The organism is Candidatus Nebulibacter yamunensis, assembly GCF_024208055.1.
Classification (GTDB): domain Bacteria; phylum Pseudomonadota; class Gammaproteobacteria; order Francisellales; family Francisellaceae; genus Caedibacter; species Caedibacter lacustris.
In genome coordinates, this window is sequence record NZ_JAMBMW010000007.1 from 20418 (window position 1) to 41442 (window position 21025).

Consider the following 21025-nt stretch of genomic DNA (forward strand, 5'->3'; position numbering starts at 1 on the left):
CAAACTTAAATTTGTAGCACTTATAACACACTTTTCCTAAGAAGCCAAAACCTTCATTTTTATACCTTTAATGGGATGTGTAACAATATCTAAAACTTCCAGGGACAGGGATCATATTTAGCATTGGAAACATTACAGGAAGCCATAAGGCAACATTTATATTCTTAAAATAGTCAGCTACTAAATTGCTATTATTAATTAAGTTGTTATCAATCAATAGTTCTAAAGCCTCGAATGGTTTGGTTAGCTTATCCAATGTCATCATATGAAAAACAGTGATTGTATTTGGAAATAGCTCTAATCCAGGCACTGGTGGTACTGGACTTAATACTGCTGGTGATGAATAAGTATTGACAGGCTTTATACTTGTATTTTCTACCATCGATAACGTCGCAGATGCACTAAAAGCCGTAGATAAATGCCGAATCGTACCTGAAAAAACCACAAACACCTTACCATTTGGTCCTGTTGGCAGCAATACTGGTAAAGTAATCGGAAAAGTAGGCATTTCTCTACAAACCGGTGTTGTTCCTTTAAAAAGTGCATGAAGATTCTCTCCTCCCATACTGCCTAGGTTGAGATCATAAACGTGAATATTCGTCTTTTTTTGATTTAAACCACGATGCTGATTGCCTAAATAGATATTATTAGAGGCATTGATTCGCATCGAGTTTTCAAGCGATGTTTTAGTTTTATCCCCGGTATAACCTGAAAAATAGGGTCCAAATTTATCTAATGATTCCTGTATTTTTTTATCAACTTCATTAAAATTTTCTACCCTTGCCACATTAACAATACCTCTTTTACTAAAAGTATGTTCTATTAGAGGATTGGGTTTGTTATAACTGATATCTGCCACCATAGAATTAGAACCATCAATCTGTAACCAAATACCATCAGTATTGGTAACAAGTGCTTCAACGACGATTTTTGCAGTCTCTTTATTATATTTAAAATCTGCAATACCATGATGAGTGGCTACATTTGCCGCAGAACGAATGCTTGGACCTGGGAGATGTGTGTCATTAATATTCGTCATATGGGTGCCAAGTCCATAGCGTGCCTTTGCCGTATTAAACACTACCGCACCCAAATGCGCTGAAAGATCTATACGATTAGTTTCATATATCTGAGGAATACTAATCATAATTTGCCTGCGCGCCGTTGGATTATTATTCAAGTGATCAACAAAATCAGTCAGAGTCACTGTAAAATCTAATTCGCTTTGATCACCTAATAAACGCGAGTTGATCTTATAACCACACGGCAAATAGCCACCATGCGGGTTACCGCTGCCATCGCTATTGCATGTAGCTGCCTTAAGCCAGCCAAACCCTGAATATATGATATTGGTATCAAGATTTCTATCTTGAGAAACACGGGCTATCACGGCAGACACATAATCAGCAATCTGGTTTCCTAACGTATTCGCTTCGATGCCCTTTTGATCATCTTGCACTTTCCAGTAATAGCCAGACAAAAGAATGCCCATAATCAAAACAGTAATAAGAAGTGAAAAGATTGAAAAGCCTTGCTGGCTTAACAAGCTAGTACGGTATCGAACAGTAATAAATATTTCCAATCGCTTTAAGTCCACCAATATGACTTCCCCCAGGAGTAGTAAACGTAATTCGCTCCGTACCTGAGCTATTTGGTATTCTAGTAGTAAAAAGGTCTTTATGATTTATTGTTATTCCTCCTTTATGAAAACCAGTAGGATAATTGATAACTGCTGCAATCACGACAACTCCACCATGCCATTCTGTAGATTCATTTGTTTGGTATGCAGTATAGTTATTAGTTGTTCTAACTTCAAGAAATGCAATATTGTTATAATCACCATCATGTCTTGCAGAGCCAAAAACTTCCACATATGACTTTCCACTAGGTCCAAACTTAACTTCCATATCCATGTAATAACTCGATCCTCTTGTAGTTATCACCTGACCATCGTTTATAAGCGTTTTACAAGTAGGGGCTTGATTTTTAAACATATCCCCTAAAGTTTGATTTTCAGAAATAGCGCCTAAATACATATCATAAATATGCACATTCGTGGTTTTCTCATGAAGCCCCTTTACCTGATTACCAATATAGATTTCTTTAGAAGCATTGATTCGCATTGAATCTTCTAGCTCATCTTTAGTTCCGATATAACCTGATACTGATGGACCTTGCTTATCAAGTGCCTCCTGCTCATTCGCATCCTCCTTATTAAAGTTTTCAATACGTGAAATATTAACAATACCTCGTTTTCTGAAAGTTTGTTCTATGTTACTTGCCGGTTTGTTATAACTAATGTCTGCCACCATAGAGTTGGTACCATCAATTTGCAGCCAAATACCATCTGTATTGGTAACAAAACTTTCGACCTCTATTTGTGCGGTGGCTTTGTTATACTTAAACTCAGCGATACCATGATAAACAGGCATATTCCCAATCGAAGGCTTACTGGCTCCTGGGTGCCCTGTTTCTTCAATATTGGTCATACTTGTTCCCACACCATAACGAGCTCTTGCTGTATTAAAAACAACCGAACCAAGGTAGGGTGAAATGGAAATGCCTCCACCATTTGGCTCGCGTACTGTAGGCAATGTAATAGTAATCTTTCTGCGTGCAGTAGGATTGTTGTTAAGAGATTCAGTGACTGGATCTACTATAACTTGAAAATTATTTTCAGTTTGATTGCCAAGTAATCTTGAATGAATTGAGAAAGTACAGGTCAAGTAGCCAGGAACCGTTGAAGGATCTAAAGGATCATTACAATTTGTTGCCTTAAGCCAATCAAATCCTGTGTAAGTATCATCTGCTAAAGCTCGATCTCCTGAAACTTTACCAATAACAGCCGATATATATTCTGCTATCTGATTACCAAGCATTTGTGCTTCAAATTTTTTATGATCATCTTGTACCTTCCAGTAATACATAATGGAAAGAATACCAACGACAGCCACTGCAATTAAGAGTGGCACAATCACAAAACCACTTTGTTGAGATATACGCTTTTTCATAATATTTTAACTGAATACCAGCACTAAAGTTCCATTACCATTATCATTACCATTACACTTTGCAGTTAACTCTGATACCTTAGTAACTTTTTCAGTCCCAACTAATACCTCATCTGCATAACCACCCAGATAATCTGCACCTATATCACGACACGCTTTAGCAGGGATGTCTGTTAAAGTAATTCCAAATTGGATATTGCTATTATATGGAGCAACCGTTATTTCAGAAGTAGAAATAGTCGATGTCCATGGCGTAATAATCGCTCTATTAGTACCAGTACCCCTTATTAGATTGCTTGGAACAAGGTCAAACGCATCGGCAGTAGAGATACCATCATACCTTCCAGCTGATCCTGGGGTTGTTGCAGCATATATTCCAACTAATTTAGAGGACATGGTACTTACCGCATCCTTAGTTTGTTTAACTTTTACATCTGACCATAGACCTGATGCATAAGTTAAAATCAATACGGCAATAATAGCAATCACCGAGATACCGATTAACAATTCCACCATGGTGATTCCACGCTGCTTTTTAAGATTGATATGCTGAGTTTGTTGTTGATTAATATATTTCATTGTTATTTCCTCCGTGGGTTAATATTTTCGTTTATCTAAATAAGCTGGTAACTGATAACATTGCACTTAAGAACCAGACAATAAAACCGCCTGTCATAAGCAAAAACATAAAATTAATGATACTAAATGATCTTTCAATACTCCCTAGTTGTTGTTCAAAATACTCATTACCCATCATGTGTAGTCCCCGCTCTAACTGATTTGATTTTGCGTACATTTCAATCAAAGTTGCCAACTCACGGTGGAATATATTTGATTTCACCAATATATCCCCTGCACTTAATCCATCGGCAAGATATTGCTTCTGTCTTTCCAGGTAAATGTTGAGATACCTGTTGGCATTGCTTTGAATTTTGCGTAATGCTAAAGATAATGGCTTTGCTTGTGTCCCACCACTTGTACCCAGCAAGCGAGATAAGGAAATCATAAAACGAATGCTGCATATTTTTTTGTATAACGTAAATGGCGGAATATAGTCAAGCACCTTAAAACGTATTAAACCGATTAAATTGGGTAAACTAACAAAAATAGCAACAAACAAAGCCAATAAGGTTGCCACTATCCATAAGAAATAGTTGACAAACCATTCACTTATGATTAATAGTGCTTTTGTCGAGCTACTTATTTTGCTTGCATCCGCAGATTCGATAACCGGAACTAAACCAATCTGAACAATAAACATCATGCCAAATATTCCAAAGATATAAATAATTGGATAGATCATCTTGGACCAAATTTTTTGTGTTAATGTATTTAAACTCTTTGAGATTGCTATCACATTTTGCAATACTTCTGACGTAATCTGGTCACTTGAGCTTAATATAATTTGCTCACTCTTTGGAATATAAAGTGACAAAGCCTCTACCGCACTGAGTCCCAATGAAGCGTGGCGATATTGGACATCTTTTAAAACATCTATAATCACTTGCTTGGGTTCTAGAAATGCTCTGGCATGTTTGGTATAAGAGCTGATAATTTGCTCTAAGGCATTGTTAAAACTACCAACTTTAATCAACATTTCAAGTGTCTGATAAATCTCAATACGCTTAGTTGACGATAGCTGTATTTTTAAGAAATAAACTTTTGTTTTGGGATATAAAGAATCATTACTGACATCTATAGCTTGATATCCCGTTTGAAGCCGTTGAGTTAATTTAGTTATTTTAGACAACATTATATGACTCCTTAATATCAGCATCATATAAAATTGTTTTTATAAACTGACTATCTAATAAATCAAGCATTTGCGTATCATCTATAGCACCTAGTCTTTGTTCCAAAGAAGTCGGACACACAAGACCATTCAACACTTTTAGAATCGCATCTTCTTTCAATGTTCTTTCCCCTGAATGCCGCCAACATAAATAAGCATCAATGAATTTATTGTCGTTAAGAAGTGTCAGTAATTTACCCGTAGGCATAACCATCTCGGCAACAACGGTTAATCCAGCTACCCCTTTATGGCAGTGCTCACAACCGTTACCATTTCTAAATTTTAGGTTTTCAAGAGATGATTCATGTAATCCATATATTTCACACATCTTGTGTAGTCTACCAAGAATAGCTTGAAAATTATCAAGTTGTATTGCATCTTTATAACTCATAGCACAGTGTTTGCAGACTATAGCAACAAGTGATTGATGAATAAGTAACCTGATAAAACCGGGAGAGCATAAAATCTCGCGATCAAGATTCAAAGAAACCAACCTATTGATAATATGTAGTGCACTTTGGGCGTGTATGGTTGATATAAATAAGTGGCCACTTTGCACCGCACTTTGGGTAAAAATGGCTGTATCTTTGTTTCTAATCTCATTAATACAGAATATTTCAGCATCTGATCTCAAAAACTGTGCCATTGCACGGCTATACGCCAATGTCATCTCAGCCTCACTCATTTCAACCGTTGTGTGAATTGGGTGTTGTATAATACCTTCAATACTATACTCAATTGGTGAACCGACTTCGACAATGTTCTTGCTTGGAAAAAGTGCACGTATTTTTTTCAGCATCGCCGCTTGCATAGTCGATTTACCTGAGTTCACCTCACCAGCCGTTAAAATCAAACCAGAATCGGCTATCATTGCATGTTCAAGTCTTTCTATCTGCTTGTTACTATAGCCAAGTTCTTTTAAGCTTTTAATGCTCTGCTGTTCTGTTGGTAATATTCTCATCGCAATAAAGTAAGATGAGCGAACCTGATTATCACCGACAACTCCTTCAGATGATTCAATATTAAGCGAAGCGAAGCGAAACGAATACGATATCTTTTGTGATCAATATACCGCTCGATAACAGTCTGTTGTATCGCCTCAGGTTTAAATTCTGTATCCTTTGATCTCTCTTCTCCTTTAGCGTTATAAATTGCACTCACTAAAGAGTGCATATACTCTGGATCATAAGTGTGATATACATATAATTCACGAAATTGTCTGAATTTAACATATCCTTTTAACGGTGTAACGATGATGTGAATATCTGTCACGCCACGTTGAATCGCAGCTTGTAAAATATGATCAAAGTCACGAACAAGCTTCTGGCTTGAATAAACGCGTTCATCAATAGATTTTTTATTTGCCTCAGCAAGAATACTTTCTGTAACGGTGATCGTTATAGACTTATCCAAATTCTCACTCTTCATTGCCTTTAATCGCAATTCTGATATATGCTCTAACAGACTTTGATCATGCCTGTGATCTTTATTGATCAGAACTAATAATTTATTCTGGTTTGTTGTATATATGCCAAACTTACGTTTATTTGTCTCAGATATTATTTCTGAGAACAACATATGTTTGGGTTTTACAGCCAAGTCATTATACTCTTGAATAATCATAATTGATTACCTGGTTTAGACTGCCGTTCTAAATAAATTATTTTTTCCTCTTCCGCATTACCAACGCTCAGCACTACGTATCCCGGTTGTATTTTTTTAATTTTTACCGAGCCTATAATATCTCCTTCTTTAACAGGAACTATTCTGTCATGAAACTCCACTAATGCGACCATGTTACCATCTAGACCATAAATTTTTTGTACTGAATACAGATTTTTTTCTTCTTTCTTGAATGGATCTATGGTTGTTGATGCACTTTTTAACTGTGATGATACTTGCTCTTGTTTTAATTTTTGGCTAAAAAGCTCAGTTTTTGCTTTAGCAAGCTGAGTTTCAAGATTGTATCGCCCAATAGTTTGAATAACTTGATTTTGAATATCAAAATCTATATCTTCTTGCGTTGAACTTGCATTGCCTAAAATGACTGTAGATAGCAATAAGATACTAGCAACAGGTTTTTTCTTAAACATAAATAACTCCTTGGAAAGTAAATGAATTAATTACTGAAATTTCATTTGGATTGAACTCAATTTTAATACCATCAAACATAACGAAGTACTTCGATGACAATATTTGTCGTAGCTTTAATAAGTCAAGTTTGGAGTTGCCTGTAACATTAAATAGCAATGCTTCTTTATAATAACGGTTTTGTTCTTTTTGCTTAGTTGGTGAAATACTAAAGCTAAGTTTGGAAATTTGGATTTGTGTTATGAGATCATTTAAATGAATTTGTCGCTCAGTAACGTTTTCAAACATTTCTTTTGTTAGGTTGTAACTCTCTACTTTATTCTGCACAAGTATGTCCAATAGAATTTGACTATTATCTGGTGATTGTGTCCTATTTATTGCACCTAACGCCTCAGAAAGTTTGATACCATAATCTAATCCTGAATAATCTTCTCTATTATACAATAATGAATATGTTTTGAAATTTGGTTTCTTTAAAACAACACTACTTAAGTACCATCCTGCAGACAAGTATACAAATTTTGGTAAACTTTCTATCAGAGTCGAAAGATTATAATAAGCAATATCTTTATTCAGATGTTCTATAAAAAGATTGTATTGCCTTATCTGCTCTTTTGCTTCTTGCTCTTTTTTCAAAACTAAAAGTTTTTGTCTTTCAATCTCAGCTAAGCGCTCATTTTCATATTTTACATATAATGTATACACATAATATGAAACAGCTAAAAAAGTAATCGGTAATACGAACTTTACAAACTTAGACTTTTCTTGTTTTATAAGATGCGATGTGTATTTATTTTTACTTGAAGACTTCCACTGATTTATATCATTCAAGAGTTTACTCATAGATAAATTAGAAGTTAAATCATCATTACTCACACCCAGTTGTGCTAATTTTTGAGGATCTCGTATATCTATAACAGTTTTAAAATTAGATATTTCTAGGCTCTTTATATAATGTATAATGTGAGGTAAGAAATCAGATATGGAATCAGGTTCCATAAAGAAATCGCCAGAACATTCAATATCATCCGCATCAATACTCTTATTTGATGAGGGAATACTTGACCCTATTGACAATACTTTACCTGCGATGATAAGGCATATCCAAATTGATTCTTGATCATTCTCTATGTCAGGTACTTGGTCACTCACAATCAGTAAATGCTTATAATGTGAAGCCAATAAGGCCGTCATAATAATTTTTCCACCTTTAGGTGCAACAACAAACTGCTGTTGCTTTTTTAAATATAATCCTGATTGACCTTTATACTTGTTTTTAAGATAAGTTAATACTTTACGGTTATTGCAAGGATAATACTTACAACCAAATACATATTCATTCGTAATCATATTAATTACTTCCAATGATATAAGGCGTTACTATAATTACGGTCATAGTATGTGCTTTTTGAGTCCCTTTACTTCCACCTAATGCCCACACATCTTCGCCTGCAAGCGAATTTGTACGGTATTGATTCGCTTCATCTTTAAACCCAGCCAATATAAATGACTGACCTGAGACAAGTGGCAGTGCTTGCATAAATGTCTTTGATTCAACCGACGGCAGTTCAATTGAGCTGTCACCTGCAGATGCACGACGAATTTCTATCAAGGAAGACATGTCTACTGTAAAATCAAGCAGAACCTCATTACCTTTAATTATTTTAGGATTAAATGTAAGGTAAAAACCTGTATTAATTGTCCCTGGCGTTAGGGATACTTCAGTAGTACCTGTGTTTGAGGTTGATGTAACCTTTCTTTCTTTAACATATCCAACAGATTGACCTATATTAAGCGCTGTAGGATTACCATTGACTGTATAAGCAGTTTGTCCCTTGACATAAGTCGTTTTGCCAACTTGTTGTAAAGCTGACAGAATTGCTTTTGTCCCTTTAAAAGGACCTGAACCAATACTGCCTGTTACAGTGCCAAGCTTAATATCGCTATTTCCCAAAGCAATTGGAATCCCTGTTGTATCCCAATTTAACGAGCCCTTTGTTGTTTCATAGACCACATCCCAATTCAATCCATAATTGGAGTCTGCTTTTTGTTGCACATCATAAATATCTACTTTAATTGCAATTCTTTGACGCGCTTTACGGTTCAATTCTTCAATATATTCCTCAACGAATCTCATAAGCCTTGGAGTAGTTTTTACTGTGATGTAACCATTGGAAGAGGATAACTCAGCACTTCCATCTGAACCAATAATAACTTGAATCGCTTTAATAGCACTATCCCAACGATTTTCCTCCCCAGAATCGTAAGTTACCTCAACACTTTGTGGCATTAAATTATCAGTTTGACTCGTGTTTTTAATTGTCTTTTTTGTACGTCCATATCCAAGCAACATATCCATCGTGAAAGTCTTAGATTCATAACGATAAATATTGATTGTATTGTCCTTTGAATTATATACCCACCAAAGTCCAAAATATGAAGAAATTCTATTTAATAACTCTTTAAACTCCCCAGTGAAATAAAAGCTTGGCGTCTTCATGAGTTTATTTTTAGATACAACAGGTATTCCAGATCCATATGGCATGGACTGAAGATTAGTTTGATTACCTTCCAAATCTTTACCTCTTTCAGTCATATATTTGATAGCATCATCAGATATTCTGATCGTCAAATTTGTTTGTTCCATAATATCATTAACAATGACATCTAAGGTTAACGGAAGATTTGAGCTAAAAACGAAATTTTGATTAAAAATATCGGGTAAATTCATAGTTTCAGGGACTATTTTATAGCCCTGATCTGCAATAAAAATTTTATCGTTGTATTGGATAAAAGGATTGGTAGTTTGTAAATTGCTTGCATCTGATAACGTTTGTGTCTTTTTAAAGTTTTGATTAGCAATCTCAGTTGTTTCTTGCATATTTGCACAACCTGCTGCTAAAACACCAAATGATAAAAGAGTTAATTTTTTTCCACCATTTATCGATTTACTTAAAATATTCATAAACAACATTTAACTTTCCTTCTACGCGTGTGGTATTAATAAGCTAGGGGAATAATGTGATGACTTCACAACCAACACTTTGTTTGACATTACCTCTACTTGTAGAGGATGTGATGATTTACTTAAAGACTCAAGCACTTGCTCTAAAGCACCACCTTTTTCTAAAAAGTTGGCATAGATCTCGGTTGTTTGGCTAATTGTGAAATCAATATCTGTTTGATATACAACTGTGTAACCATTCATTTCTGCCCAACGATTCAAAGCCTGGCGCAAAGTTTCACCTTTATGTAAGACGTAAAGCTCTGCTTCTTTTGTTGCTAATTTTTGAATTTGTTCATCCTTACCATATACTATTAAGTTTTGCTCAGGATTCACTATCGTATAAACCTGAGTGACATCGTGCACATTTTTACGCTTTATCTCCTCACTTAAAGAAGGCGAAAATTGAACAGTCAATTCGCCCTGCGCAAAACTTATTTTTAAAGATGCTAATAAAAGCATAGAAACACTAATATGTTTAATCACCTTGATACTCCCGTATGCTAAAAACTTTATTAAATAAAAGACCAATTGAATTCAAAACGTTTACATCCACAATGCCACTACCATATACTTCATTTTCATGAACAGTTTGATTCAAGAATTTTTCAGGGATATCAACTAATTTAAGCTTAACCTTGGTTTGCTCACTCCATCTCCTCAGCACAGTGTTTATTTTTTCATTTTCTAATGTATACAAAACAATATATTCACTTGCAATTTTTTGAGCGAGATCTTTTGTTTCAGCTACCCCTAATTTCAGCGTATTGGAATTACGAGCAACTTCAAAGCCATGTTGGTTCATTTCATTTATAAATGCCAAACTTAAGCCACGTTGATCATATACAGTCCTTATCATGCTGTTTGACTCCCTAGAGGCAAAAGGTGAAATTACAAGTGTATAATTTACAATATTTACTACAGAGATATTAGTCGTTTCTCTTGTAATCTCTTGTGACTGGTCATTAAGCTTAGTATCAATGGCTTGCTCTGTGCTTATCTGATTAGAGAAAGAATAATCTTCCTGTAGCAACAAATCAGCTTGTGTTTCAATAACACAATTCGAATTGTCATTGCCAAAATCATTCAAGCATTTTGAAATTTGTTCGCTTTTATGTAGCTCACTATTATTTTTATTGACGTCTTTATTGTCAACTATTGCACAACCGCTAAGTATTAAACCTAGCAAGGAGACCGATGTGATTACCTTATACATATTCATTTACCCTTAAATTTGACCCTGATATTTGTATTAACAAATTAATATCCCCCTTCTACCCCATGTTATTCAGCTTTTCAAACCACATTTGAACTGTTTTATGCCTTTAGACAGACTAAATAAATAACAATCATAACAACACGTTACTTAATGTCATAGGTTGCCAATTATAAATACAATTTAATTTTTTTATAACCGTATAAATATCAAAAAAAGTACGGTCTTTTAATTAAAAACTTATTTTAACGATATTTTAAGGTTTATTTTTAAACAAAAAACAAAGCATAAACTAAGGTAAAAATTAGGTAGTTATTTAATGTTTAGACGTTCAAACCAAGAATCAGTCAAAATATTATTGATCACAAGCCCGCATAAGTTAAACTGAAATCGAAAGCTATCATTTTAATGGATGTCGTATTTCTGCTTATCATACGACCTGTTATAAATAAATGCTACTTGAATTAGCTACACTACTTATTGACCATATCAGACATAGCAGAAAACGACAAACATCCTCCCCCTACAAACCTTTATTTTGGACCAAAAGTTATCACTCTACTCACAGGAATAATTCTGCCTTTATAGATCTCAACGACTCTATTGTTATACGTTTACAGGTTGATCTGCTTGTATATTTTCAAACAATTTACCCATTCCACTTCTTACAAAATCATCCCAAATAAAGAAAATTTGTTTGACGTTTATAGGTTCAAAAGCGTTCAGTTTTTAATTGACTAAGAACTCGTCTTCAACTTTTAGTTTTCTTTGAAAGCTCCCATCATGCCAACCTTGAGCAACCATATAAAATTCAACTTTATAACTTCCTTTTGGTAACTCAATATTATCGTTTATATCAAAGTAAATTTTTGCAGCTCCATACCCTGACTGCAAACCTTCGTTTAATTTTTTATCAAACTTTCCATAATAGTGTTTTTTATTCCCACGCAATGTGACATGATAAAAATTGCCATCACTTTTATTAAATGCTTTAACAATAATTTTTGTATACCCATTACCAATATTCCATCCCCCATCCTCTTTCACTGCTGACTCTGAATACAAAACGTTTATGCGATCCACCGGAATGTAAAAATAGACGCTACTATTAGACGCTTCATGAGAAAAATTTTTAGTCTCCACCCCAAGCTTAACTACTATATCATCAACAATTATAAGTATAAGGCTATTATCACTTGTACCTAAATATCGCCAAGCATCAGACTGGGCGTTTGGATAAGGTAAAATACCAGATTTTAAAGATTGATAATAACGATTATTATGACCTTTATATAAACGACCAGCCTCAATATATTCTTCACCAACATAGGAATGTAACTGACCATAAATATTTTCTAATTTCCATTCAAACTCTTCTAGATCATAGAACTTATCATTTTTAAAATAATCATCAATATCTTTTAACTTTAATGCGGCTTTTGCATATCCTCCCATATCACTAATTACCACAGGATCTGGTAAATTTGGTTTAGACTCTGTGATTACTTTGCTAAGAACATATTCACTTACGCCATCCTTACATTCTAGATCAACCCTTTTATAGTCAATCTCACTTGATATATTTATATGAAATTTATTCATTTCTTTTACACTTCGCCTTTTATCATATAACGGGTAGGATATAACCTCACCTTTCTCAGTGGTCAGATTTAAAGAACAATTTGTTTTCTTAGCACTAGGCTTGAATACGTTTCCCCAATTACCATACATAGGTGGATAAATATAACCTTGTATTTTTCCCTCCGGATCATAATAACCAACAAGCGTCATAACAGCTACACCAATTTTTTCTGGTTTTACATAGATCGAATGTGGTGCTTGTTCCATCATCCTGGTTTCTTTGTTCCATAATAGGTAACCAGATGGACTATTTTCATCTAGAACATGTCTTTTTTGTAACTCGCCCTGGATAATCTTTGCCGAATAAGGCGTATATTGAGTAAATAAGGAAATACCACCAGAAATATCTCCACCTGCCATTGCGTCTGTATTAAATTGATACAATCCTTCAAAAGGTAATGTACATGGTTGATAATTTGGAATACAAGCTGATCCTTTGCTAGTCCAAATCAAATTTGTCAACATTTTCTTTCTGAAAGAATCATAACCCCAGCCTGCTTCAGTGCTTTGTATAGACTGAAGACCACCTGGATAATGGCCTAGTCCATAATCGTGCCCTAGCTCATGAGTAAATTGATTACCAACAGTAGAATCAAGGGTAAGCTGTCCTCCTCCACCTGATAACCCATGTACTACCACACCATTTTGATACTTGCCAACACTTGTATGAACAACTGTTTGTTTAAATTTAGGAGACGAATCTTGAGAGCTTCCAGCTGTATCATTAATCCCAATATTTGCCATTCGTATACCTGTTGAGATCAGTGATTTACCAATATTTTCTCTTAAATCTCCACTATACACACCACCAGTATCATTACTCTGCTCAGTATATATTTTCCCATCTGGCATGGTTATTTTTTTCCAAAAGACAGGTTCGTACTCGGAAATAGTCAGTTTTGATATCAGCGTTTTTTGAAAAAAATCAATTCCCATTCTGGCTGGATCTTGGATCCATGTATTTATTTTTTTAGGAGGCGTCAACATACCAATTTCAATATTGATTAATACCTGCTCCATTGGTGCAGAGATATCCAGAGTTTGTGTTTGCGCTTCCTTAGCATCACTTCTAACAATGCGTACTTTTGGAAAACCATGTATATATTCAGCAGGGATATAAATTGACCAAGTTGAATTGCTATAGATTAAATTTGGTCCATTCATATACAGAGGCTGATCCGTTGTATAAAATTCATCCGGTGTGTTTAACTTTGCTTCAAATCCATTAATAAAGACCTTATAAGTATAATTTCGATTTTGATCAACTGGTCGGAACATTAACAATGCTCCCCTATTTGCAATTAGAATAGGTCTATCAAATTTTGTTGCCTGTGGATAGACTAAATGTGATTGATTAAAACTTACCTCCCCTGCAAAATCACCTTCCAAATTTTGTATTGGCGCAATCGAATCATGAAAAATCATCTTCTTTTTTAATGTTGTATCAATAACATCAATACTAAGGCGATCACTACTGAGCTCAACAACAAAGTTATCTCCTATGTTTTCAAACGTAAAAAAATATTGACCAGACCTGATATCGGTACTGATATCTGCCCTAACTTCACACAACACATTTTGTTGATTCAAATTTAGGCTACATTGTCCTTGATCACCTAACACTATTTTATCTGTGCTTGCAAATACCTGATAAGTTTGAATAAAACTAACACTACTATCATTTAACCACTCAGCAAACGGATAAGAAAACTGAATACGTACAGAATCTCCTGGATTAACAGCTTTTACTTCGTTTCCAACTTCATTAATAAGTTTTACAATTACACGTTCTTTTGATGCAGGGCTTATTACTTTATATTTAAGCGTTTTTAATCCAGCCGCCTCAAACTGTAACTCATGCACACAATTTGTGTTAGAAGGAAAAATCTTAAATACTTTCTTCTGTTGAGAACCAACTACAAGATCCAAGACATTAGGATTAATCGTGAGTTTTTGTTCACAATTAGATACATCCCTTATTTCAACAGTTCGAGTATTGTTCTCATTACTACCAATTCTCAAACCACCAATACTACTTAGAGAAATTGCAAACTGTTTCGCCTCAGTTAACCAAATATATTCAGGGATATCTATATTTGCAGCAATATTATATATTGGCTCTGACCCTTCATTTGCGGCATTACCTGAGTTACCACCACAAGCAGTTAAAAAAAGTGAACCACAACTGAACAAACAAATTAATGGTAATACTTTTCTTTTATAATTTTGACGCATTGTCTTTCCTTTATTATAAATTAACACCAGTCTTAAAACCCTACTGCCACGCCATCTTTATCAGCAGTATCGCTGTCACATTTCCCTGCAATGGTGATCAATCTGTCTTTGTCTCCAGAAATCACTTTTCTGATAACCCCACTATTCATATCCGTTATAAACACTCTGCCATCGCCTGCACTCACTATACCAGTGGGTCGATTCAAAGTAGCAATTTGCTGACTTTCAGAATTATTTGAACCAAAACCGTCTATGCAACCTGGCTGAGATGATCCCTGACCTATAGCACTAGTCACCTCATTGACAGAATTAGCTTGATCAGCTTCTTTGTTCTGATTGATATTTGTTATTTTCCGCAATTTATGGTTACCACTATCTGTAACCCATAAATGATTAGTATCATCATCCCACGACAATTGAGTAGGATAACTAAATGCCGTTGCTGTTGATTCATCTCCATCACAATCGCCAGAGCCATTAAAATTACGCGTGCAATTATTATTTGCTCCTTTGCCTGCAATTGTTTTCACCATTACACTCTCGTCTTTTGTTGTGATTAAACGGATTGCATGATTATTGGTATCAGCAATAAAAATATTACCACTATAATCAACAGCAATACCTGATGGCTGGTTAAACCTTGCAGTCAGTGCATCACCGTCCACAAACCCTGAACGATGACCACTGTCCGCTCCCCCCCTGCAATTACAGACATCTGCCATATACCTTCATCATTTTGTGATAATTTCGCAATACGATTATTCATGGTGTCTGCTAGATATAAATGACCATCTTGATCAAAAGTGATCTGACCAAAAGCACGACTAAAGACGTATCTTAAAGCTTTCTCATCTTTACGTTTTATCATTGCGCTATGAATTCTAATATCCAAGTCACTTTTCCATGAATTCCCACTCGAGCCAATCCCAATATGAACACCTGTATTATTATAGGCTTGGATAGTAGGGTTATTTAAAGCAACCGTTGGGATAGTTGCAAATGGGGGACCACCAGCACCAGCTGCCAAATTTAAGATAGCCCTTGAACTCCACCAATTTTGAGTTAATACATTACTGATGGTTGCTGACCATGGAATAATGCGACCAATGAATGAATTTACGTTGTTATAAGGTTCATATACTAAATATGTGTAAGGACTCAATGTTTCAATTTTTAATCCCGGTCGATATTGAGTTGCATTGTTACCTGTTAAACTTGAACTTAACACATCATACGAATATGACGCATCTTCAAGGGTGCTAAGCACGGTAGCTGAAAATAAACTATTATCACCAGGTAATTGAAAATTCAGCCTGGCTTTTTGATCACCTTGTTCAGTAATAGACAAAGCCACACCATCGATCGTATAGCTTGTTTCTGCTGGATAATTATGTGGATTATATTCTACGCGCGCATTAGAGTGTTTGGGGTCCTCAAATATATTTTCTACTAATATTGTTTCATCTTGCTCTTGCCAAACCGTACGAACAATCCATTGGCTTGAGTCATTTTTATTCACTTTTGAAAGTTCCACAATATTACGGTTAGACTCAGCAATAAAAACATTGCCGGTTTTTGGGTGAACCGCAATGCCAGTCGGGCGAACAAGTTTATATTCTACCAACGATCCATCACGATTGACAGATTTCAGATCAGCTGTCGTAACAACTCCTTTGCCATCAATAATACGCAAATTACCTGATTTAATATCTGTTACGAATAATCTGTTATAAACAGAATCATACGCAATACCATAAGGCATTGAAAAACTAGAATCCACTTTAGGATTAAGTTTAATTTCAAAGGTATAAGCATCTGCTGACGCAATGTTACGCTGGTCTAAAAGCGCTACTTTATCAGTTGATTTTTTATGGAATACTGTCACTTTTGCAATTGTATCTGTATCTGAAACGCCAAATTCAGGTGGCGTATATCTAATCGCCATCCCATAATGCGTATTGTTGATGGCATTAGGGCTAAATCTATCAATCATAGCTAAGCTACCCGGACCTTCTAATGTCCACAAAAGATCATACGGTAAAATATGACTTGGATTTGTTCTTAATATTAGTGGCTGACCACCTGAAACCGTTGTTAATAATACACTTTTGCTTGGGTTAATTTCTGCCTTGATTGGTGCACTGCTTGTATCGCTTCTACCACCACAAGCAGTTAAAATTGCTGTACAAATAACTAAACGAATTCCTTTATGACCAGCTTTCAAATATGAATAATTTATCAATGTCCCCCACCTTATACAATTTAAGCTTTTTTAACTTGTATTTCGACCTGTTATATATCCTCAAACAGACTATAACAAGCGTTAACGCAAACTCCCCAATATCCTACGAGTTAAATTATAAATGAAACTTCCTTTTTATATAACCGTATTAAATTTTAAAAAAATACGGTGTTTATAGCCTTTTTAAAATTAAATGGTCAAATTAAAGATGCTTTTAGATATTTTTTTAAAAATATAAATTATAAAAAAGTACGGTAATTAAATTAAAAACTTGCTTTAACAAAAATTTTATTAATTAATTTAAACCCTACCTTTGCTGATATTTGCAGTATTACTCAAACTGAATGACTACACAGATTTTGACTTATGCGGTTCCAGTTTAGCTCTGACTCAGTCAGATGGCACTGGCAGTCTGCCGTTATCGTCAGCAAAGATACTGATATCATAATGATAACTGCGGTTATTCCGGATACTTTTGAACTGAACTCTTTCTCTGGTAACCTGAGAATACCATTCAGCTATTGATATTGGCTTTTTATCTTTTAGTGGTTCAGGGTTAAAAAGACCAACATTAATTCCAAGGTCTGGATCTCTGGCAGAAGGGTACAACAGGCAGTTAAAGCCGTTATCACGCAGAAAGCTGCCTAAATTCTGAGTAAATGTATAATCAGTTTTATTTGTAATCTGGCTATTGTATTTTGAAAAGGCTAGTGATGAAAGATCAATTACAGCGGATGACCTAAATCCTGCTGTAAACAGGGTATGCTGGGCTTTGATAACAGTAGGCGGCTGAACCATACTGTGGAAGAAGTTCAGTCTGTAAAAAGCACACTCTGCAATACAGGTTGACTCACTAATGGAGCCGTACAGTAAACTTGGCTCATGCACTGAGCCAAATCTACTGCCATAATTAAGTGGTGGATAACGAAAGGGCGTTGACAGGAGATAATGATATCCTCTCATATCATAAGGAATTTTTGGCTTGGATGATTCAATCAGCTGTTCAAGTATTTCGTGTTCATCTATGCTGTCCACAAGCTGATAAGTAGCATTTATTTCCTGTGCTTCAACTATGCGGTGAAATATGCTGTCTATATGAACTGACTGATAAGCTGCTAATTCATCTATCATGCCCTACCACGCATTGCGTCAAGAAACTGAACAAGGCATACCAAGCCATCAATAGTATATATCTGCTCATGTGGCACACCCTTGGTCACTCTATTCTTCGTTTGCATAAAGTGTTTTATATTGGCATCGTCACCACCCATCAGCGCATGCAGTGAACGATAGCAGCGGATCAGCAGCAGGCTCAGTTCACCTTCCTTGCTTTTGGGGTTGATACCAGATCGATTGATTGACGATCTGTTACGCCCGATAATACTTTCAAGCTGCTGCTGAGATATTCCAAGCTTTGCAGAAGCATTTAAAGTTGCTTTGCCAAGCACTTCGTTTTCATTAATCTCTGGTATTCGCTCTGCACTCATAGCCAATCCACCGTGTTTGTGTGTTGCATATTGTGATTATAGGTTATGTTTGTTGAATATGCAACAATGGTATTAGTGTGCAATACCGAATTAACTCCATTAAGCTACATTCCTAGATGTATTGCCAAACAATAAGCCTTGGATGCTAAGCACCAGATTAAGCCAAAACTTCGCTAGGCAATTATCTTTTTGTATGTGAATATGCGGAGGTTCGTTTCCTTCATTACTTCAATAAGCACAGGAAAACTTTAACCACTAACTTTCCTTTTTTAAGGTTTACTACTCAACCGTGACAGTTATATTAACATTATTAAAGCTTAAAGTTTGTCCAGACAAGTTTGTCAAATCACCCACTGGTCCACCTTGATCCTTAACTAGAGGGTAAATAGGTAAGTATAAACTTTTGTTTGTATCTAATAAGTTAGCATTATATGTTTTAGAGCCATCTACATTGTGGATATTATCCATTGCATTAGCAATATTTCCTTGTGCCAATATAGCATTAAACAGACTATCTTCGGTAAGATTCTGATCCAACGCTAATAAAGTAGACGGAACGCTGAACAAAAGTTTCATGAAACGATTATTTATATTTATAACGGTGATCGACGATAGATTATGCGAAATATTTACTTTCTTATTCACTAATTGCTTATTACTGCCAATTTTAATATAAGATGCTGTTTCATCTGGAGCACATTTCCATCCACTCTGCTTAGCGATATTTTTAGTACAGCCTTTATCCCCGTCTTTACGATACCCTATATAAGTATCGCTCCAGGCGTGATAGTTATATGGAAGATGCCAATACAAATGATTATTCGATGAAGCGACTCCAAATACTCTGCCCACCTCAATCGTTTTCACTCGTTTGACTCTCACTGGCATAAACACCTGGCTCAAATAGCACCACCAAGAAACACAAACAATATAAAGACTTTAATTTCATCTTATCCCCCAAATAAATCAAAATACAGCATAGCGTCCCGTCTAGCGCTTATATGGAATTGCAATAGCAAAATATGCATATTAACCCTTACCATCATCACGCTATCCCCTCCCCAAATGACCCAATTGATTTAAAAAATACTTTCTACTTTGATTGTTGCTTTCGCCGTATACTCACCAGCAGCTTTTTTCAACCCCAATTCAGGAGCAACTGCCTGCAAAGTGAAATATAACTGACCACTTTTGTCGTAAATGGTATGTGGCACACTTGGAACAAGCCTGGTATAGGCATCTTTAGTTTTTATGCAGTATCTATCGTTTTCACACCAAGCCAATAAAAATAACAAAGGGCTAATATCGTTTGTCTGTGTGTTTTTCATTTCACAGGCTGAAGTTGAGTTATATCTCACCACTGGCGTATCACAATCAATGCTTACTTTCACGCCTTCTATTGATTGATTGGTGCGATAATGTAATATCTGTTGCGCTTTAGCTTCTGAGGCATAAGCCCCCTCACCCCATGATTGATCAGGAATCAGCTGAAGATTTAACTGTCTTGCGTCATTTTCCAGAGCAAAGGTCGTTGTGAACGGAATATTAATCACAAGAAGATCCTGAGGCATCTGTAAATTAAAGCCAGATTGATCTGATTTTAACTTATTTTCTAGCTGTCTTAAGGCTGGCACATTTTCAGCATCTGTTGCCTCTACTGCTGCCACTTTAAATGTTAAACGCGATAGCATCCCGCCAGCCTGTAAGCGCCACTGCCCCCCACGAAGATCTTTAACCTGTTGCCTTTCAATACCAAAATACAAGCCTTTCAATAATGTTTTTAAACCGGCTCCAAGCTGAATTTTATATGAGAATCCACCACAATTAGCCTTAATGGCAAGCTGTGTCACCTGGGCTTCCGTATGTGTCCATAAAATACAGCTTTTATCTTCCAACTGTAGGTCAAGTTTCTCACGACTTTTATATGCGCTATATTCCAGGATGTAGCCTAGCAGATGGATATCTATCTGTTTTTTCTGAATACCATAACTTAATTGAACAGGCATAGTCACATTTTGTAGTGTTTCAGATCTCATCCACGCCGAACCTGCACGAGCATGTTGATCTAAAGTACTGACTTCAGTTAGAATCTGTGAAGAAAAAGCTTAATAAAACTATCCTCGCATAAAAATAGTCCTGAATCACCTCCTACATTACCACTTATCGTGACCGCAGATGGTAAAGATATATCTCAACTGGGCACTGAGCTTACCCAAAATACACTTCACACCATACAAATCAAGACTAAAAGTACTACTCAATCTCTTAAAGGCGTTTATCGCGCACGCATTAAAATGATACTGGAA

The 21025-nt window shown here is 35.6% G+C and carries 18 protein-coding genes and 1 pseudogene; all 19 read right to left on the minus strand.

Features of this window, described 5'->3' with window-relative positions; translation table 11 throughout:
- Nucleotides 1–67: 67 nt before the first annotated feature.
- Nucleotides 68–1597 carry a hypothetical protein gene (locus M1V25_RS04500; protein ID WP_498842553.1) on the minus strand — a complete coding sequence of 510 codons (1530 nt, stop codon included), beginning with the start codon at nucleotides 1595–1597 and terminating at the stop codon, nucleotides 68–70.
- Complete coding sequence (locus tag M1V25_RS04505) at nucleotides 1548–3011, minus strand: hypothetical protein (RefSeq protein ID WP_498842554.1); 1464 nt, start codon at nucleotides 3009–3011, stop codon at nucleotides 1548–1550. Before M1V25_RS04505 ends, M1V25_RS04500 begins: the two co-directional genes overlap by 50 nt.
- Before the next feature lie 6 nt (nucleotides 3012–3017).
- Nucleotides 3018–3590: a type II secretion system protein gene (locus M1V25_RS04510; protein ID WP_116963532.1), complete on the minus strand. Its 573-nt coding sequence runs from the start codon at nucleotides 3588–3590 to the stop codon at nucleotides 3018–3020.
- 31 nt (nucleotides 3591–3621) lie between these two features.
- Nucleotides 3622–4764 (minus strand): type II secretion system F family protein, encoded by a 1143-nt coding sequence (locus tag M1V25_RS04515; protein WP_157966562.1) that lies wholly within the window; start codon nucleotides 4762–4764, stop codon nucleotides 3622–3624.
- A complete protein-coding gene (locus tag M1V25_RS04520; protein WP_498842555.1) occupies nucleotides 4754–5764 on the minus strand; it encodes an ATPase, T2SS/T4P/T4SS family in 1011 nt (336 codons plus the stop codon). The genes M1V25_RS04515 and M1V25_RS04520 overlap by 11 nt, the downstream gene beginning before the upstream one ends.
- Nucleotides 5761–6426 carry a hypothetical protein gene (locus tag M1V25_RS04525; RefSeq protein WP_498842556.1) on the minus strand — a complete coding sequence of 222 codons (666 nt, stop codon included), beginning with the start codon at nucleotides 6424–6426 and terminating at the stop codon, nucleotides 5761–5763. The genes M1V25_RS04520 and M1V25_RS04525 overlap by 4 nt, the downstream gene beginning before the upstream one ends.
- On the minus strand, nucleotides 6423–6896 hold the full coding sequence (gene pilP, locus M1V25_RS04530; RefSeq protein WP_116963443.1) for a type IV pilus biogenesis protein PilP: 474 nt from the start codon (nucleotides 6894–6896) through the stop codon (nucleotides 6423–6425). Before pilP ends, M1V25_RS04525 begins: the two co-directional genes overlap by 4 nt.
- Nucleotides 6889–8244, minus strand: coding sequence for a hypothetical protein (locus tag M1V25_RS04535; protein WP_116963442.1), 1356 nt, complete (start codon nucleotides 8242–8244; stop codon nucleotides 6889–6891). The genes pilP and M1V25_RS04535 overlap by 8 nt, the downstream gene beginning before the upstream one ends.
- A 1-nt stretch (nucleotide 8245) precedes the next feature.
- Nucleotides 8246–9868, minus strand: coding sequence for a secretin GspD/PilQ domain-containing protein (locus M1V25_RS04540; protein ID WP_116963441.1), 1623 nt, complete (start codon nucleotides 9866–9868; stop codon nucleotides 8246–8248).
- A 12-nt stretch (nucleotides 9869–9880) separates the two neighbouring features.
- Entirely contained in the window at nucleotides 9881–10384 is a 504-nt protein-coding gene (locus M1V25_RS04545) for a TcpQ domain-containing protein (RefSeq protein WP_157966561.1), read from the minus strand.
- Nucleotides 10377–11114, minus strand: coding sequence for a hypothetical protein (locus M1V25_RS04550; protein ID WP_498842557.1), 738 nt, complete (start codon nucleotides 11112–11114; stop codon nucleotides 10377–10379). The genes M1V25_RS04545 and M1V25_RS04550 overlap by 8 nt, the downstream gene beginning before the upstream one ends.
- A 729-nt stretch (nucleotides 11115–11843) precedes the next feature.
- Nucleotides 11844–14990: a M66 family metalloprotease gene (locus tag M1V25_RS04555; protein WP_498842558.1), complete on the minus strand. Its 3147-nt coding sequence runs from the start codon at nucleotides 14988–14990 to the stop codon at nucleotides 11844–11846.
- Nucleotides 14991–15022: 32 nt separating this feature from the next.
- Nucleotides 15023–15712 carry an NHL repeat-containing protein gene (locus M1V25_RS04560; RefSeq protein WP_498842559.1) on the minus strand — a complete coding sequence of 230 codons (690 nt, stop codon included), beginning with the start codon at nucleotides 15710–15712 and terminating at the stop codon, nucleotides 15023–15025.
- Nucleotides 15637–17232 carry a hypothetical protein gene (locus tag M1V25_RS04565; protein WP_498842560.1) on the minus strand — a complete coding sequence of 532 codons (1596 nt, stop codon included), beginning with the start codon at nucleotides 17230–17232 and terminating at the stop codon, nucleotides 15637–15639. Before M1V25_RS04565 ends, M1V25_RS04560 begins: the two co-directional genes overlap by 76 nt.
- Before the next feature lie 390 nt (nucleotides 17233–17622).
- Entirely contained in the window at nucleotides 17623–18363 is a 741-nt protein-coding gene (locus M1V25_RS04570; protein WP_498842561.1) for an RES family NAD+ phosphorylase, read from the minus strand.
- The gene (locus M1V25_RS04575; protein ID WP_498842562.1) at nucleotides 18360–18719 is read right to left on the minus strand and encodes an antitoxin Xre-like helix-turn-helix domain-containing protein; all 360 of its coding nucleotides are present in this window, start codon (nucleotides 18717–18719) and stop codon (nucleotides 18360–18362) included. Before M1V25_RS04575 ends, M1V25_RS04570 begins: the two co-directional genes overlap by 4 nt.
- Nucleotides 18720–18818: 99 nt before the next feature.
- Nucleotides 18819–18935 (minus strand): annotated as a pseudogene (locus M1V25_RS04580) (DUF4160 domain-containing protein); the annotation flags it as partial.
- 63 nt (nucleotides 18936–18998) lie between these two features.
- Entirely contained in the window at nucleotides 18999–19607 is a 609-nt protein-coding gene (locus M1V25_RS04585) for a hypothetical protein (RefSeq protein ID WP_498842563.1), read from the minus strand.
- Between the two features lie 191 nt (nucleotides 19608–19798).
- Nucleotides 19799–20755: a hypothetical protein gene (locus M1V25_RS04590; RefSeq protein WP_498842564.1), complete on the minus strand. Its 957-nt coding sequence runs from the start codon at nucleotides 20753–20755 to the stop codon at nucleotides 19799–19801.
- Between the last annotated feature and the right edge of the window lie 270 nt (nucleotides 20756–21025).

Coding starts and splice junctions, on each gene's coding strand:
- M1V25_RS04505 (WP_498842554.1), bottom strand. CDS start 3,011: ATGAAAAAGCGTATATCTCAACAAAGTGGTTTTGTGATTGTGCCACTC.
- M1V25_RS04510 (WP_116963532.1), bottom strand. CDS start 3,590: ATGAAATATATTAATCAACAACAAACTCAGCATATCAATCTTAAAAAG.
- M1V25_RS04515 (WP_157966562.1), bottom strand. CDS start 4,764: ATGTTGTCTAAAATAACTAAATTAACTCAACGGCTTCAAACGGGATAT.
- M1V25_RS04520 (WP_498842555.1), bottom strand. CDS start 5,764: ATGAGAATATTACCAACAGAACAGCAGAGCATTAAAAGCTTAAAAGAA.
- M1V25_RS04525 (WP_498842556.1), bottom strand. CDS start 6,426: ATGATTATTCAAGAGTATAATGACTTGGCTGTAAAACCCAAACATATG.
- pilP (WP_116963443.1), bottom strand. CDS start 6,896: ATGTTTAAGAAAAAACCTGTTGCTAGTATCTTATTGCTATCTACAGTC.
- M1V25_RS04535 (WP_116963442.1), bottom strand. CDS start 8,244: ATGATTACGAATGAATATGTATTTGGTTGTAAGTATTATCCTTGCAAT.
- M1V25_RS04540 (WP_116963441.1), bottom strand. CDS start 9,868: ATGTTGTTTATGAATATTTTAAGTAAATCGATAAATGGTGGAAAAAAA.
- M1V25_RS04550 (WP_498842557.1), bottom strand. CDS start 11,114: ATGTATAAGGTAATCACATCGGTCTCCTTGCTAGGTTTAATACTTAGC.
- M1V25_RS04555 (WP_498842558.1), bottom strand. CDS start 14,990: ATGCGTCAAAATTATAAAAGAAAAGTATTACCATTAATTTGTTTGTTC.
- M1V25_RS04560 (WP_498842559.1), bottom strand. CDS start 15,712: ATGGCAGATGTCTGTAATTGCAGGGGGGGAGCGGACAGTGGTCATCGT.
- M1V25_RS04570 (WP_498842561.1), bottom strand. CDS start 18,363: ATGATAGATGAATTAGCAGCTTATCAGTCAGTTCATATAGACAGCATA.
- M1V25_RS04575 (WP_498842562.1), bottom strand. CDS start 18,719: ATGAGTGCAGAGCGAATACCAGAGATTAATGAAAACGAAGTGCTTGGC.
- M1V25_RS04585 (WP_498842563.1), bottom strand. CDS start 19,607: ATGCCAGTGAGAGTCAAACGAGTGAAAACGATTGAGGTGGGCAGAGTA.
- M1V25_RS04590 (WP_498842564.1), bottom strand. CDS start 20,755: ATGAGATCTGAAACACTACAAAATGTGACTATGCCTGTTCAATTAAGT.